General features: G+C 61.5%; 12 protein-coding genes. 8 read left to right on the top strand and 4 right to left on the bottom strand.

Annotated features, from left to right (window positions below):
• Positions 1 to 54: 54 nt before the first annotated feature.
• The 3 genes from V2I08_RS11920 to V2I08_RS11910 form a co-directional block, all read right to left on the bottom strand.
• Positions 55 to 534, bottom strand: a complete 480-nt coding sequence (locus V2I08_RS11920; protein WP_349635300.1) for a GNAT family N-acetyltransferase — start codon at positions 532 to 534, stop codon at positions 55 to 57.
• Positions 531 to 1,160, bottom strand: a complete 630-nt coding sequence (gene tsaB / locus V2I08_RS11915; RefSeq protein WP_349635299.1) for a tRNA (adenosine(37)-N6)-threonylcarbamoyltransferase complex dimerization subunit type 1 TsaB — start codon at positions 1,158 to 1,160, stop codon at positions 531 to 533. Before tsaB ends, V2I08_RS11920 begins: the two co-directional genes overlap by 4 nt.
• 86 nt (positions 1,161 to 1,246) lie before the next feature.
• A complete protein-coding gene (locus V2I08_RS11910) occupies positions 1,247 to 1,822 on the bottom strand; it encodes a NifU family protein (protein WP_310223876.1) in 576 nt (191 codons plus the stop codon).
• Between the two features lie 95 nt (positions 1,823 to 1,917).
• Between V2I08_RS11910 and V2I08_RS11905 the strand changes: the two genes are divergently transcribed.
• The 4 genes from V2I08_RS11905 to V2I08_RS11890 all read left to right on the top strand — a co-directional run bounded on the left by V2I08_RS11905 (position 1,918) and on the right by V2I08_RS11890 (position 8,322).
• Positions 1,918 to 2,388, top strand: coding sequence for a pyridoxamine 5'-phosphate oxidase family protein (locus V2I08_RS11905; protein WP_310223877.1), 471 nt, complete (start codon positions 1,918 to 1,920; stop codon positions 2,386 to 2,388).
• 306 nt (positions 2,389 to 2,694) lie between these two features.
• Entirely contained in the window at positions 2,695 to 4,080 is a 1,386-nt protein-coding gene (locus V2I08_RS11900) for a DEAD/DEAH box helicase (RefSeq protein WP_313924243.1), read from the top strand.
• Positions 4,081 to 4,202: 122 nt separating this feature from the next.
• The gene (locus tag V2I08_RS11895) at positions 4,203 to 7,094 is read left to right on the top strand and encodes an insulinase family protein (protein WP_349635298.1); all 2,892 of its coding nucleotides are present in this window, start codon (positions 4,203 to 4,205) and stop codon (positions 7,092 to 7,094) included.
• Between the two features lie 103 nt (positions 7,095 to 7,197).
• Positions 7,198 to 8,322: a glycosyltransferase family 1 protein gene (locus V2I08_RS11890; RefSeq protein WP_349635297.1), complete on the top strand. Its 1,125-nt coding sequence runs from the start codon at positions 7,198 to 7,200 to the stop codon at positions 8,320 to 8,322.
• A 4-nt stretch (positions 8,323 to 8,326) separates the two neighbouring features.
• On the opposite strand, the gene V2I08_RS11885 is transcribed toward V2I08_RS11890, so the two are convergent.
• On the bottom strand, positions 8,327 to 8,935 hold the full coding sequence (locus V2I08_RS11885; protein ID WP_349635296.1) for a helix-turn-helix domain-containing protein: 609 nt from the start codon (positions 8,933 to 8,935) through the stop codon (positions 8,327 to 8,329).
• A gap of 117 nt (positions 8,936 to 9,052) precedes the next feature.
• On the opposite strand from V2I08_RS11885, the gene V2I08_RS11880 reads away from it, so the two are divergent.
• The 4 genes from V2I08_RS11880 to V2I08_RS11865 all read left to right on the top strand — a co-directional run bounded on the left by V2I08_RS11880 (position 9,053) and on the right by V2I08_RS11865 (position 15,835).
• Complete coding sequence (locus V2I08_RS11880; RefSeq protein ID WP_349635295.1) at positions 9,053 to 10,225, top strand: efflux RND transporter periplasmic adaptor subunit; 1,173 nt, start codon at positions 9,053 to 9,055, stop codon at positions 10,223 to 10,225.
• Between the two features lie 3 nt (positions 10,226 to 10,228).
• The gene (locus tag V2I08_RS11875; protein ID WP_349635294.1) at positions 10,229 to 13,381 is read left to right on the top strand and encodes an efflux RND transporter permease subunit; all 3,153 of its coding nucleotides are present in this window, start codon (positions 10,229 to 10,231) and stop codon (positions 13,379 to 13,381) included.
• Between the two features lie 2 nt (positions 13,382 to 13,383).
• Positions 13,384 to 14,784 carry an efflux transporter outer membrane subunit gene (locus V2I08_RS11870; protein ID WP_349635293.1) on the top strand — a complete coding sequence of 467 codons (1,401 nt, stop codon included), beginning with the start codon at positions 13,384 to 13,386 and terminating at the stop codon, positions 14,782 to 14,784.
• Between the two features lie 106 nt (positions 14,785 to 14,890).
• A complete protein-coding gene (locus tag V2I08_RS11865) occupies positions 14,891 to 15,835 on the top strand; it encodes a glutaminase (protein ID WP_349635292.1) in 945 nt (314 codons plus the stop codon).
• The last annotated feature ends 116 nt before the right edge of the window (positions 15,836 to 15,951 follow it).

Below are 15,951 nucleotides of genomic sequence, written 5' to 3'. Positions count from 1 at the left end.
CAGCGGTGTGTCTCCGCTAGACCTCACAGCCTCATTTCGCAAGGGGCTATAGGGTCATATTCGCATATCGATACGAAAGCTCAGAGCATCATGAAGTTGTCCATCATTGCCGCGATAGTAACCGGGGCGGCGATGCACATATTCGAACCCCGTTTTCTCGTACAGTTTTATGGCGTTATTTGATGAACGGACTTCCAGGTTCATCGACGTGATGCCCCTACGGCGAGCACGTAGCAGACTGTCGCGTAACAGGGCTTCGCCAACGCCGCGTCCGCGCCATAAGGGATCTACAGCAAGCAGAAGCAGTTCGCATTCATCCAATACTGACCGCACCAAAGCAAAGCCCAATGGCAGCGCATCGATCCGTACGATCGTCAGCCAAGTGCCGGGCATCATCATGGCACCCGCAAGCTGCGCGGAAGTCCAGGCTTCACCGAACACAGGATCGAAAGCAGCGTCCATTACGCCCATCGCATCGGCGATGGCATTCCGTTCGCCCTCATCATAAGTGTCGAAGATCAGCTCTGGCATCATGATGCTGCGCGCTCCGCGATCGTCTTGGCATCCGCACCCCGGCCGTAGAGGGGCGTCGAGAACAGGGGGGGCAGGTCGGCGATCAACGGATAGGCGGCCGCATCGGGATAGAGCGTCAGCGCGGTGCCGAAACCGCGTGTGGTGACCAGCGCTTCGGCCCCCGTGCCATAGATGATGGGAGCGCTGATCTGATCCGCGAGGATAGCGATGGGCGTGGACTGGACCGGGCCGGTTGCCGTGATCCCGTCGCTGGTGAAGGATTGCCAGAAAAGTTCGCCATGGCCGCCGGTTATGGTGACAATGATGGGTGCATCGCTGGCATGTTGCCGCGCCGCGCTGGCGGCGATGATGGACGGGGCGCTATAGCCGCTCAGCGGGAGTTGCCATGCCAGCGCAAGTGCGCGGGCCGCGGCTATGCCGATGCGGACGCCGGTGAAACTGCCCGGCCCTACATCCACCGCGATGGCATCGGCGCGCCCTCCGTTTGGCAAGGTGGCGATGGCCGGCAGCAAGGCTTCGGCATGGCCGCGCCCGACGATTTCATGATGGCGGCCGATGAGCGCGCCGTCTTCCAGCAACGCCACGGACAAGGCCTGTGTCGCAGTGTCGATCACCAGCAGGCGCAAAGGATACTCCCGTTAGGTTCCGCAAAAGAGCGGATTCGCCTAGCGGTTAGTCGATCAGTCGCGTTTTGCCAAATCGCATGCGCGGTTCAGACCGCGCGGACTTCCGTCACTTCGGGAACATAATGTTTGAGCAATTGCTCGATCCCGTTCTTGAGCGTCGCGGTGGACGAGGGGCAACCGGCACAGGCACCCTGCATCTTGAGATAGACGGTGCCCTTGTCGAAGCCGCGATAGATGATGTCGCCGCCGTCATTGGCAACCGCCGGGCGCACGCGCGTATCGATGAGTTCGCGGATCTGTTCGACGATTTCGGCGTCCGCAGGATCATCGCCGAAGCTTCCCTCATCGCCGGGCACGCTGATCTCCGCAGCAGAGCCTGCCTTGAACAGCGGCATGTTGGCGGAAAAATGTTCGAGCAGGGTCGCGAGAATATCCGGCTTTACATAAGCCCATTCGGAACCTGGCGCGATCGTGACGGAAATGAAGTCGCTGCCGAAAAAGACGCCGGTGACATCGCCGAGGCCGAACAGCGCATCGGCGAGCGGCGAAGCCTCGGCTTCCTCCGGCGTCGCGAAGTCGCGAGTGCCTGCGCCCATGACGGTGCGGCCGGGGAGGAATTTGATGGTCGCCGGGTTGGGCGTTAGTTCGGTCTCGATCAGCATGGGCGCTATGTGGAGGCAAGCAGGCCCAAGATCAAGCGGTGGGGAACTTCGTTGGCTGCCGTCGATTGATTGGGGGAAGCAATTGGAGAGCCGATATGAGCACCGAATCCGAAATTCGCGACCGTTTCTGGAGCGATCTGGCGAGCAGCCCGTTCCTGATGATCGGTTTGCAGAACAGCCATGAGCATAGCCTGCCGATGACGGCGCAGCTCGATCCCGATGCCAATCATTGCTTCTGGTTCTACACCAGCCGCGACAACCGGCTGGCCCCCGGCGGCCCGGCGATGGCGCAATATTCGGCCAAGGATCATGACCTGTTCGCCTGCATCGACGGGACATTGACCGAAGAGACGGATGCGGCGGTCATCGATCGTTATTGGTCCAAGCAGGTCGAGGCCTGGTATCCGGGTGGGCGGAATGATCCGAACCTGTTGATGCTGCGCTTTGACCTGGGCACCGCGGAAATCTGGCGCGCGGACATGTCGCTGACGGGCGTCTTCAAGATGATGTTCGGCGGCGATGTGCGCGACGAAATGAAGACCAAGCATGTCGAAATAACGCTCTGAGCCTTTTCGCCTGAAGAAATGAGCGGCCGCGACAGCATGTTGCGGCCGCTTGCTTTTTGTCTGCGCCTTCGCCATATACGTTGCAGCGCAGCAGAGGGACCATTTTGATTCCACAGCGATTGGCAGCGTGATCGTCCGCAAACCTATGGTGGCTGAAGCAGTCACAAAGGGCTCACGGACCGGCCAATGAGAGTCTGCGTCAAGCTTGAGGCTTCCCTTTTCACGCGGGTCGTTTCGTAACCCGCCTTAGCGCCCTTGCTGCGTCCGCAGATCAGGTTGGCGCATGGCCCACTTGTGAGTTTACACATGGAATTCAATGACTTTGGTCTGGCTGAGCCGATCATGAAGGCGCTCGCCTCCAAAAATTACGTTACCCCGACGCCGATCCAGCAAAAGGCCATTCCGGCGCTGCTGGAAGGCAAGGATCTGTGTGGCATTGCGCAGACCGGCACGGGCAAGACGGCGGCATTCGCGCTGCCCAGCCTCGATTATTTCGCCCGCAATCCCAAGGTGACGCCGCTCAAGGGTTGCCGGATGCTGGTGCTGGCACCGACCCGCGAGCTGGCGGCGCAGATCGCACAGAGCTTCCGCGACTATGGCCGTTTCCTCAAGCTGAGCGTCGAAACCGTGTTCGGCGGCGTGCCGATCAATAAGCAGATTCGCGTGCTGGCTGGCGGCGTCGATATCGTCGTCGCGACGCCGGGCCGCCTGCTCGACCTGATCGACCAGCGCGCCTTGACCATCAAGGACACGGAAATCTTCGTTCTCGACGAAGCCGACCAGATGATGGACATGGGCTTCATCCAGCCCTTGAAGCGCGTCGCCAAGATGCTGCCGCGCGAACGGCAGAATCTGTTCTTCTCTGCCACCATGCCCAAGGAAATCGAAGCGCTCGCCGCCCAGTTCCTGAACGATCCGGTCAAGGTCAGCGTCGCGCCGCAGTCGACCACGGCAGAGCGTGTGCGTCAGCGCGCGATCTTCGTGAACCAGGCGGAAAAGCAGGCGCTGCTCCATCTGATGCTCAAGAGCGAAGAGATTGACCGCGCGCTGATCTTTACGCGCACCAAACATGGTGCCGACCGTGTCGTGCGCTTCCTGGAAGGTGCCGGGATCGACGCTTTCGCGATCCATGGCAATAAGAGCCAGGGCCAGCGCACCACGGCCTTGCAGGCATTCCGCCAGGGCAAGGTCAAGCTGCTGGTCGCGACCGACATCGCCGCGCGGGGTATCGACGTGTCGGGTGTGTCGCACGTCATCAACTTCGAAATTCCCAATGTGGCGGAGCAATATGTCCACCGCATCGGCCGCACCGCGCGCGCCGGTGCCGAAGGCATCGCGATCAGCTTCGTGGCGGATGATGAACGCCCTTTCCTCAAGGCGATCGAAAAGACGACCCGCGTAAAGCTGGAAATCGAAGCGCTGCCTGAGAATTTCATGGAAGCGGTGCGCAACATGCCCAAGCCCGCAGCCCCCAAAAAGGGTCCGAGCCAATCGCCCCAGCAGCAGGCGCGTCGCGCCGATGGCCAGCGCAAATATCAGGACGGCCAGAAGCAATCGCGCGGCACGCCGGATCGGGCGCATCGCCCCGACTCCGAGGGTGGCGAGAAGCGCCCCTTCCGTCGTCGTCGCAGCGGCGGCCCGGTCGGCGCGCACAAGAGCGCCGTCCAGCGCACGGGCGCACCGCGCGTATAAAACAGGATCGAGCGTGTCGGGACGGGGTTCCGGCACGCTCCACCCGATGGGGGAAACAGTCTCCCGTCCTGACGATGATTGTCAGTGGCCATTCAGGAAAGTGCCGCTAGGCTGACAGGTCTATGCATTTTTTCCCCCGCCGTTCGGCCACTTCGCTCTCCGTTCTCGCTCTGTTGCTGTCGGTTTCGTCCGTGCCGCTTGTCGCACAGACGCAATCGCCGACCGCGCTTGCCAAGACGGGCGCTGCGCAGGCGCAGACGCGCCCCTGGCTATATGAAAATAGCGATGTGCCGATCGATGCCGCATGGCAGTTCGGCACGCTGTCCAACGGCTTGCGTTACGCCATCCGCCGCAACGGCGTGCCGCCGGGGCAGGTGTCGGTGCGGTTACGGATCGATGCCGGATCGCTGATGGAGCGGCCCGATGAAATGGGATACGCCCATTATATGGAGCATCTGACGATGCGTGGGTCGCGCCATGTGCCGGACGGCGAATCCAAACGTATCTGGCAAAGATTAGGTGTGACCTTCGGCAGCGACAGCAACGCCGTCACGTCGCCAACGGGCACAACCTACGCACTCGACTTGCCCCAAGCCACGCAGGCCAGCCTGAACGAAAGTTTGAAAATTCTTTCGGGCATGATGGCTGATCCCAACATCGTCGATAGCGCCATCGCCGCCGAGCGCGCCGTGGTATTGGCCGAGCGGCGGGAAAGCGAGGGCACCCAGATGCGGGTATCGGATGCCAGCCGCCAGCATTTCTTCGCCGGGCAGCCTTTGGCCGATCATTCACCCATCGGCACCGTCGCCACTTTGAACGCAGCGACGGCCAAGGCCATGGCTGCCTTTCACCAGCGCTGGTATCGCCCTGAAAATACGGTGATTGCGATAGCGGGTGACATCGACCCCGCGCAGGCCGAGCAGTTGATCCGCGACAATTTCGCGGCGTGGAGCGCAACGGGCAAGGGCGCGGCCATTCCTGACTTCGGCAAACCCGATCCAAAAAGCCCGGCGACGCGGGTGTTGGTCGAACCCGGTGCGCCGATCGGCCTGACCGCCGCCTGGCTGCGGCCATGGGAGCCGCGCGCTGACACGATCCTGTATAATCAGGACAAGCTGACCGACATGTTGGCGCTGCAGATCATCAGCCGCCGGTTGGAACAGGCGGCGCGGGCCGGGGGTAGCTTCCTGCAGGCGAGTGTCGAACAGCAGGATGTGAGCCGTTCCGCGGACGGCACCTTTATGTCGATCATTCCCGCCAATGATGATTGGGAAAAGGCGCTGGCCGATGTCCGCGCCATCGTGGAAGATGCCAAGGCCAGCCCGCCCAGCCAGCTGGAGATCGACCGCGAATATGCGCAGATGGATACGGCGCTGTCGATCCAGGTCGAAAATGCCGATACCGAGGCGAGCGCCAGGCAGGCGAGCGATCTGGTTAGCGCCGTGGACATTCGCGAGACAACCGTCAGTCCGCAGGCCGCCGTGGATATCTTCCGCGCCGGCAAGCCCGCCATGACGCCACAGAAGATATTGGATTCCACGCGGCGGCTGTTTTCCGCCGATGTGTTCCGCGCCCTGCTCGTGACGGGCAAGGTGGAGGTGGGAACGGACAAGCGCCTTGCGGCGGCGGTCGCTGCTCCGGTCAAGGCGGCAACCAATGTCCGGCTCGCCGAAAAGCCGGTGACGATGGATGACCTGCCTGCGCTTGGCGCACCCGCGTCGGTCGTGTCGCGCACGGCCACTGGTCTGCCGGGGATGGAGAGCATCACATTCTCCAACGGCGTCAAGCTGACCCTCTTTGCCAATGATGCCGAGACCGAAAAGGTGCGGATCAATGTCCGTTTCGGGCATGGCCAGCAGAGCTTTTCGCCGACCAAGCCAGTGCCAAGCTGGGCGGGAGGATATGCGCTCGTCGCCAGCGGTATCGGCAAGCTGGGCCAGCGCGAACTGGACGAACTGACCAATGGCCGCCGCATGGGCATGGAGTTCGGCATCGACGATGATGCCTTCGAATTGCAGGCGGTGACCCGACCCGCCGATTATCGCGACCAGTTGCGCCTGTTTGCGACCAAGCTTGCGGCACCCGGCTGGGACCCGGCACCGATCGAACGGGTCAAGACCGGGGCGATGCTGGCCTATGATGCCATGTCGCAGTCGGCCGACGCCGTGTTGGCGCGAGACCTGAACTGGTTGCTGCATGACAAGGATGTGCGATTCCGCACACCGTCGCGCGAAGAGATCGCGGCGCTTACGCCGCAGGCGTTCCGGGCGGTGTGGGAGCCGGTACTCGCGTCCGGGCCGATAGAGATCCAGATATTCGGGCATGTGAAGGCTGAGGAGGCGATCCAGGCGGTTGCCGCGACCTTCGGGGCGCTGCCACCCCGATCCGATACGCCGGCACCCGCCGCCAATCGTGCGATGCGCTTTCCAGCGCCTGTCAAAAATCCGGTGGTGTTGCGTCACAAGGGCGACAAGGATCAGGCAGCCGCCGTGATGGCCTGGCCGACGGCGGGAGGCTTTGCCTTGCAAAAGGAGGCGCGGCAGTTGGAGATATTGACGCAGATATTCAATGATCGCCTGTTCGACCGGCTGCGTTCGGCGGAAGGCGCGGCCTATTCGCCGAGCGTCCAGAATAGCTGGCCCTTCTCTTATGAAACAGGCGGTTACATTCTGGTCACTAGCCAGGTCCGGCCCGATCGCATCAATTATTTTTATGATGTCGTTAGCAGTACGGCTGCCGATCTGGTGAAGAATCCGGTCAGTGACGACGAATTGCAGCGCGCGGTGGCACCGATGCGGCAATTATTGACGCGGGCCAGCACCGGCAACGCCTTCTGGATGAACCAGATGGAAGGGGCGACTCACGATCCACGCTATGTCGAGGCGATGCAGCGTATGGGCCAGGATATGCTGACCGTGACGGCACCCCAGTTGCAGGAATTGGCCGCCAAATATCTTGTGCCCGGCAAAAGCTGGTCCGCCATTGTCTTGCCGGAGGGTGTGACGGCTAAATAATCTGGCGAGCGGCGGATTTTTGCTTGCGGTTTCCCCATGCCCGTCGATAGCCGCACGTTAGGATATAGGGCGTGGGATGCGATGACGTGATGGATATGACGCCATGAGCCTGCGACTCATTCTTTCGGTCGAGGCGCTGGAACCGCGCCTTTCGGGGATCGGCCGCTATAGCTGGGAACTGGCACAACGCCTCCCGCTGATGGATGACGTCGAAAAAATCCGATTCTACCGCAATGGCGAGTGGATCGTCGATCCAGCGAGCTTGCTGGTCGATAGGGCTGGCGGTCCTGGGCGGCATATTGTGTATCGCTGGCTGCGCAAGCATAGTAAATGGGCGCGCAATTTGCGGGACGCTTCGGTCATGCGGTCGCACCTGTTTCACGGGCCCAATTATTTTTTGCCGCCGCGCGGGGAGGGTGGCGTCATCACCGTCCATGACCTGTCGATCTTTCGCTATCCAGAAACCCATCCGGCGGCCCGACTGCGGCAGTTCGAGCGCTATTTTCGCCTCTCGGTCGAAAGGGCGGCGCATATCATCACGGACACCGAGACGACGCGCGCGGAAGTCGCCAGTTTTCTCGCGATCGATCCGGCATTGGTGACGGCGGTGCCATTGGCAGCCAGCCCTGACTTCCATCCGCGCGCCGACGCCGCGATTGCGCCGACACTGACACGCTATGGGCTGGTGCCTCAAGGCTATGCCCTGTGCGTTTCCACGGTCGAGCCGCGCAAGCGGATCGCGGAATTGCTGTTCGCCTGGGAGAAACTGCCGCCCAGCGTGCGGAACCGTTGGCCATTGATGGTGACCGGCGGGGCCGGGTGGCTGAGCGATGTGGTCAAAGAGCGGATGATCAAGGGCGCGCGCGAAGGATGGGTGCGCTATCTGGGTTTTGTACCCGATGCGGACTTGCCCCTGCTTTATGCGGGCGCAGCGCTGTTCGTCTATCCCTCGGTCTATGAGGGCTTTGGTCTGCCACCCGTGGAAGCCATGGCAAGCGGGGTGCCGGTGGTCGTTGCCGATGCGTCCTGCCTGCCAGAGGTAACCGGCGGCGCAGCGATGCTGGTTGCGCCGGAGGATATTGATGCCTTTGCCAGTCGTCTGGAGCAGGCGCTGGTCGATGACGGCTGGCGGGCGCAAGCGCGCACGGCGGGGCTTCGCGTGGCGTCCGGTTATAGCTGGGACCGCTGCGCGCGGGAAACTATGGACGTCTATCGCAAACTTCGCTGACCATTCAGTCGATGGCGCGCAGCGCGGCGAGGATCATGCGCGCCGACAGGGCACCAGCGGCCGCTGCGCTCAACTTTGGGCGCGACAGGCTACGATGACCCAGCCCGAACATGCAGGCGAGGACCACTTCCTCAGCGCCCTCCAGAGCCGCGCCCGACAAGTCGGGATTAGCCGCACAGGCAAAATCGCGAATATAGGTGCGGAACCGCGTACACATATTCGCAATCGTGTCGCCAACGGCCTCGTTCCGAAAACTTTCGGCCAATATATCGAAGGAAAGCGCCTCATTCTTTTCATCGATCGTATGCATCAGCAACTGTTCGAACGTTTGTTCGATAGACAGTTCGCCGGCCTTTAGCCGCTGGCGCAGAGCATCCATGTCATTGCACCATTGGTCCGCATCGGCATGAACCAGCGCCGCGATAATATCTTCCTTGCCCTTGAAGAGGCGATAGATCTGGCCGACTGACACTTGCGCAGCCGCAGCCAGTTCCGCCATCGATGTCTGGTGAAAGCCATGACTGTCGAACAATTCGCGGGCAGCAGCCAATATATGGGTTTTGCCTGGTTTCTCCGTGCTTGCCCCGCCCTTGCCATGTTGCACCGCAACCATTTTCTACTCCCCTATGATTTTGCCTCTTGAATATCCTGTGGCACGATCCTAATTGCAGGGCAAGCGGAATGAACGTTCATTCCGAAATCCTATCCACATCGAAATGGAATTCAAGCGATGCAAAAGGGGACATTCACCGGACTGCTGGCGTGCGCGTCAGCGTTGGCTCTTAGTGCGTGTGGCGAAAGTGCGCCGCCCGCGCCACCGCCGCCAGCGGTTGGCTTTGTGACGTTGACGACCGAGTCGGTGCCCCTGATCAATGAACTGCCTGGCCGGATCGTCGCATTGGAAACGGCCGAGGTTCGCCCGCAGATCAGTGGGGTCATTCGCCGCCGCCTGTTTGCTGAGGGCAGCATGGTCCGCGCGGGGCAGCTACTCTACGAGATTGAGGACGCACCCTATCGCGCAGCTCTGGCCCAAGCGCAGGGGGCGCTCGCACGCGCCAATGCCGCGATACGATCGACGGCGCTTCAGGCACAGCGCTACAAGGATCTGGTAGGCGTGAACGCGGTCAGCCGTCAGGAATATGACGACGCCACCGCGAGCGCCGAGCAGGCCAGAGCCGATGTTGCAGCGCAGCGTGGCGCGGTGCAGGCGGCGCAGGTCAATCAGGGTTTTACGCGGATCAGAGCCCCTATATCCGGTCGCATCGGCCGGTCCTTGTTCACGCCCGGCGCATTGGTCCAGACAGGCCAGGCCGATGCGTTGGCGACGATCCAGCGCAGCGATTCGGTCTATGTGGATATGACGCAATCGGCCGCCGAGATCATCGATCTCAAGCAGGCGATGAAAAGCGGCGGTGTGAGCGAGGCGAATGGTGCGCGCATTCAGTTGATGCTGCCCAACGGCAGTATTTACCCGATCGAGGGTCGCCTGCAATTTTCCGAGGTTTCGGTTGATCCCAGTTCAGGTGCCGTAACGCTGCGGGCCACCTTCCCTAATCCCGACGGCATTTTACTGCCTGGCATGTATGTCCGGGCCAAGCTGGTCGAAGGGCGCCAGAGTCAGGCGATATTGGTACCGCAGCAGGGTATTACCCGTGATGCGCGCGGTCGCGCCAGCGCGATGGTCGTCGGCAAGGATAATAAGGCCGAGATGCGGCAGGTCGAGGTGGCGCGTCCGGTTGGCGACAAATGGATCGTGACGAGCGGACTGAAGCCAGGCGACAAGCTGATTGTGGAGGGGCTGGTCAATCTGCGCCCCGGTACGGTCGTCACGCCCGGCGCACCGCAACAGGTGACAGCGGCACAGGCCGCGCCACGGGGACCACAGCAGGGTGGGGCGAACTAAGCCATGGCACGCTATTTTATCGACCGGCCCATCTTCGCATGGGTCATCGCCATCGTCATGATGCTGGCGGGATTGTTGGCGCTTCGCTCACTTCCCGTGGCGCAATTTCCTGAAATCGCGCCGCCTTCGGTCAGTATCTCCACAACCTATCCCGGCGCGAATGCCCAGACGCTGGAAAGCACGACGACGCAGATCATCGAGCAACAGCTCAAGGGCATCGACAATCTGCGCTATTTCTCCTCCACCAGTGACGGCGCGGGCAACCTGTCCATCACCCTGACCTTCGAGCAGGGGACGGATGCCGACATCGCGCAGGTGCAGGTCCAGAACAAGCTGTCGCAGGCGACGCCGCTATTGCCGCAGGAAGTGCAGCAGCAAGGGCTGCGCGTCACGAAATCGACGTCCAGCTTCCTGCTCGTCATGGCGGTCTATGCCGATGACGGAATTCACGACCAGCAGGATGCGGGCGACTTCGTCGCATCGACCCTGCAAGATCCGATCAGCCGTGTGGACGGTGTTGGCGATACCCAGTTGCTGGGTGCGCAATATGCCATGCGGGTGTGGCTTGATCCCTATAAAATGGCCAATCTGGGGGTTACGACCGGCGACGTGAAAGCCGCCATTCAGGCCCAGAACGCACAGGTTTCCGCCGGGCAGATTGGCGGTACGCCGTCGCCGGAAGGGCAAGCGTTGAACGCCACCATAACGGCGCAGTCGCGTCTGCGCACAGCCGAGGAATTCCGCGCCATCCGCCTGCGCAGCAATAGCGACGGTGCGGTGGTGCGCCTGTCGGACGTAGCGCGCGTGGAACTGGGGTCGGAGAATTATAGCTTCGGAGCCAAGTTCAACGGTCACCCGGCTGCTGGATTTGGCATCAAGCTCGCACCGGGCGCGAACGCGCTCGATACGGTTGAAGGCGTCAAAAATCAGATCAAGGCGCAGTCCAAAAACTTCCCGGCCTGGGTCAAATATGATTTCCCGGTCGATAACTCGACCTTCGTGCGCCTGTCGGTAGAGCAAGTCATCCACACGCTGATCGAAGCTATATTGCTCGTGTTCGTGGTGATGTTCCTCTTCCTCCAGAATTGGCGCGCCACGCTCATCCCGACGATTGCGGTGCCGGTGGTACTGCTGGGATCGCTCGCGATCCTCAGCGCGGCGGGGTTCACCATCAACACGCTGACTCTGTTCGGCATGGTGCTGGCGATCGGCTTGCTGGTCGATGACGCGATCGTGGTCGTGGAGAATGTCGAGCGCCTGATCCAGGATGAGGGGCTTAGCCCCAAGGAGGCGGCCAAAAAGTCGATGGACGAGATCAGCGGCGCGCTGATCGGCATCGGCCTGGTTCTGTCGGCCGTGTTCCTGCCAATGGCCTTCTTCGCCGGATCGACCGGCGTTATCTTCCGGCAGTTCTCGATCACAATCGTATCCTCGATGATCCTGTCCGTCCTGGTCGCCCTGATCCTGACACCGGCCCTGTGCGCCACGATCCTCAAGCCCGCCAAGCATGACCATGCGGACAAGAAGGGCTTTTTCGGCTGGTTCAACCGGACCTTCGACAAGGGCGTCAAGAGCTATGGCCGGAATGTCGAAAAGATTGAACATCGTTGGGGCCGGAGCATGCTGGTCTATGCAGCAATCATCGTCGGGATGGTGTTCATATTCCTGCGCCTGCCCAGCGGGTTCCTGCCGGAAGAAGATCAGGGTTCCTTGATCAGCCAGGTGTCATTGCCTTCGGGCGCGACGCTGGAGGAGACGGAACGTACGCTGGCACGGGTGCGCGACCATTTCCTGCAGAAGGAAAAGGATAATGTTGCTGCGGTCTTCACCATTTCCGGCTTCGGCTTTGTGGGGCAGGGCCAGAATGTCGGCATCGTCTTTGCCCGGATGAAAGACTGGTCGGAACGCAAGGGCGCGGACAATAGCGTCATGGCGGTGGCCCAACGCGCGAACATGGCGTTCAGCAAGATTTCGGCGGGCATGGCGATCGCTTTCGTGCCGCCGGCGGTGCAGGAACTGGGCAACGCTTCCGGCTTTGACCTTCAATTGCTCGATAATGGCAATGTGGGTCATGAAAAGCTGCTGGCGGCGCGCAATCAGCTATTGGGTATGGCGATGGCCGATAAACGTCTGGCGCAGGTCCGCCCCAATGGGTTGGAGGATACGCCGCAGCTCAAACTCAATGTCGATCAGGCCGCAGCGGGTGCATTGGGCATCGCCCAGGCGGACGTCAACGACACGATCAGCACCAATATGGGCAGCAGCTACGTCAACGACTTCATCGATCGTGACCGGGTGAAGCGGGTGTTCGTGCAGGCCGATGCTCCATTTCGCGCATCGCCTGACGCCATCGGCGCGCTGCATGTGCGCGGTAGCAGTGGCGTGATGGCTCCTTTGTCTTCGTTCGTCACATCCGAATGGACCCAGGGACCAGCCCGTCTGGAACGCTTCAACGGCGTCCCGTCGATGAACATCATGGGCGCGCCCGCACCTGGCGTGGCGAGCGGCACGGCAATGCAGGCGATGGAAGAGCATATCGCCAAGCTGCCGCCGGGCATCGGCTATAGCTGGAACGGCATTTCCTACGAGGAAAGGACGTCCGGCGGCCAGGCAGGTTATGTCTATGCACTGTCGCTGCTGATCGTCTTCCTGTGTCTTGCGGCGCTCTATGAAAGCTGGTCGGTGCCGATCGCCGTCATGCTGGTGGTGCCATTGGGCGTGCTGGGTGCTGTCATCGCTGCCACACTGGCAGGCCTCAACAACGACATCTATCTGCAGGTCGGTTTAATCACCACCATCGGCGTATCGGCGAAGAATGCGATCCTGATCGTCGAGTTCGCCGAGGATAAGATGCGCGAGGGGCTGTCGCCTGCGGCGGCGGCACTGGAAGCTGGCAAGCTGCGCCTGCGGCCGATCCTTATGACGAGCTTCGCCTTCATCTTCGGCGTGCTGCCATTGGCCCTGTCCAACGGCGCGGGCGCAGGCGGTCAGAATGCGATCGGCTGGGCCGTGGTCGGCGGCATGTTGTCGGCGACAGTGCTGGCGATCTTCTTCGTCCCCGTCTTCTTCACCGTCGTAAAGCGGCTGTTCCGCGAACATAAGACTCATGAAGCGGCCGACGACCGGGCAACGCCCGCCGCGCCGCAGGAGGCATGATCATGCATACTAAAAAGGCGCTGGGCGCCATCACCCTGTCACTGGCGCTCGCCGCGTGCGACATGGCACCCAAATATGTCCGGCCGCAACTGGCCGTCCCGGCAATCTCGCCGCAAGGGCCGGCCTATGGCACGGATAACGGAGCAGCGATTGTCCCGGCCGATACGGCGTGGCGCGATTTCTTCACCGATCCGCGCCTCGCGCGGGTGATCGAAACGGCGCTGGCGAACAACCGCGACCTGCGCCTTGCCATGGCCAATGTGGAGCAGGCACAGGCGCAATATAAGGTGCAGCGGGCCGACCAATTGCCTGCCCTCTCAGCCAGCGGCACGGCGACATATCAGGACTCGCCCTTTTCGCTCGCCGGATCGGGTCGGACGGACCTTTATCAGGCACAGGTCGGCATTTCCGCCTGGGAAGTCGATCTGTTCGGTCGCGTACGGAACCTTAGCAAATCGGCGCAGGAACAATATTTCGCCAGCGTGGAAACCCGCAATGCGGCGCAAACGGCGTTGATCGCGGAAATAGCGACGGCCTGGTTGACCTTGGCAGCCGATCAGGAACAGTTGCGGATCGCGCGTGATCTGGAGCAAGCGTTCGGCAATACGCTGGAACTCAACCGAGCGCGTTTCGCCAAAGGCATAGCGTCCGAGCTGGACGTGCGGCAGGCGCAGACCAGCTATGATGCGGCCCGGTCGACCATCGCCGAAACAACGACATTGGTGGCGCAGGATCAGAATGCGCTGAACCTGCTCGCGGGGACGACCGTGCCCGCAACCGATCTGCCCGAAGGTTTCCCGACGGCGAGCGCGACGATCGAAAATCTTCCCGCTAATATCGCGTCGGACGTGCTGCTGCGCCGCCCGGACATCGCGTCGGCGGAGCATCAATTGCTGAGCGCTAACGCCAATATCGGCGCGGCGCGGGCTGCGTTCTTTCCCAATATATCGCTGACGGCGGCATTTGGTTCGTTAAGCCTTGGCCTGTCCAACCTGTTCGGGTCGGGCAGCAGTTTCTGGTCGGTGGCACCGACCGCCTCCTTGCCGATCTTCGACTTCGGGAAGAATAAGGGCAATCTGGCTTATGCCAAGGCGACCTATGACGCGATGCTGGCGACCTATGAGAAGAGCGTGCAGACGGGGTTCCGCGAAGTGGCGGATGCACTGGCCCGGCGCGGCACGATGGGGCAGCAGCTTGAGGCGCAGACGTCGCAACGTGATGCCGCGCGGGTCGCTTATACTCTGTCCGAAGCGCGCTTCCGGGCTGGGGTCGATGGCTTCCTGACCACATTGGATTCTCAGCGGGCGCTATCCAATGCGGAACAGAGCCTACTGACTACGCGCCTGACTCGCGCCACGAATATGGTCGAACTCTATCGGGCGATGGGTGGCGGGCTGAAATAGCAGCGCGATGAGAGAGCGGCGATTAGGCGGATATATTTTCCTGTCCTGCCGCGAAACATAGCGGCTATGATCAGGTCATAGCATTTGTGGATGTGTACCAACGCTCATGACTCCAGACCTAGACGCCATTGTCGCCGATATCATCGCTACAATGGCGCAGGCGGAGGAGCGTGGTGCCGTCGCGGCCTATATCCCTGAGCTTGCCAAGGTGGACCCCGCCCAATTCGGCATTGCCATCATTACCGCCGATGGACGGATGATCACGGGTGGCGACGCTGATACCGGCTTTTCAATCCAGTCGATTTCCAAGGTCTTTGCCCTGACCCTCGCGCTCGGCAAGGTCGGCGATCAGCTATGGGAGAGGGTCGGACGGGAACCGTCGGGCAATGCCTTCAATTCCATCACCCAGTTGGAGCATGAGCAGGGAATCCCGCGCAACCCCTTCATCAATGCAGGCGCGATCGTGGTCACCGATGTCAATCTGGGTGGGCATCAGCCGCGCGTCGCGATCGGCGAGATGCTGCGCTTTCTCCATTATCTGTGCGAAGACGACAGTATCGCGATCAATGAAGCGGTGGCCGCGTCCGAAATGGCGACTGGATTTCGCAACGCCGCTCTCGCCAATTATATGCGCGCCTTCGATAATGTCCGCCATCCCGTCGACCTGGTGCTGGGCAGCTATTTTCATCAATGCGCAATCGAGATGAGTTGTCGGCAACTCGCTCTGGCGGGGCGGTTTTTGATGCTGGACGGCCAGCATCCGGGCGGGGGCAGGGTGGTATCGCCACGCCGGGCGCGCCGGATCAATGCGCTAATGCTGACGTGCGGCCATTATGATGCATCGGGCGATTTTGCTTTTCGCGTTGGCATTCCCGGCAAGTCCGGGGTTGGCGGCGGCATATTGGCCATCGTGCCTGGCCGCGCGTCCATCGCAGTCTGGTCACCGGGCCTCAACGCCAGCGGCAACAGCCAGATTGGCACGCAAGCGCTGGAGGAACTGGCGCGGCATACGGGCTGGTCCGTGTTCAGTCCGCCCGTCGTGCCAGATTAGAGCGTTTTCCACCCGATCTGACTTGGCAGTGGTTCCCTTGCGGCGAGGTTGTGATTCAGACGTCCTGCTGGTGGCAGGAGGCCAGCATGGATGGCACGAACGCTTTCGCAGGATCT

Origin of the sequence: Sphingobium sp. MK2 (assembly GCF_040170545.1) — a bacterium.
Classification (GTDB): Bacteria; Pseudomonadota; Alphaproteobacteria; order Sphingomonadales; family Sphingomonadaceae; genus Sphingobium.
The sequence above is the reverse complement of the archived record's forward strand: the minus strand, read 5'-3'. Positions and strand labels throughout refer to the sequence as shown.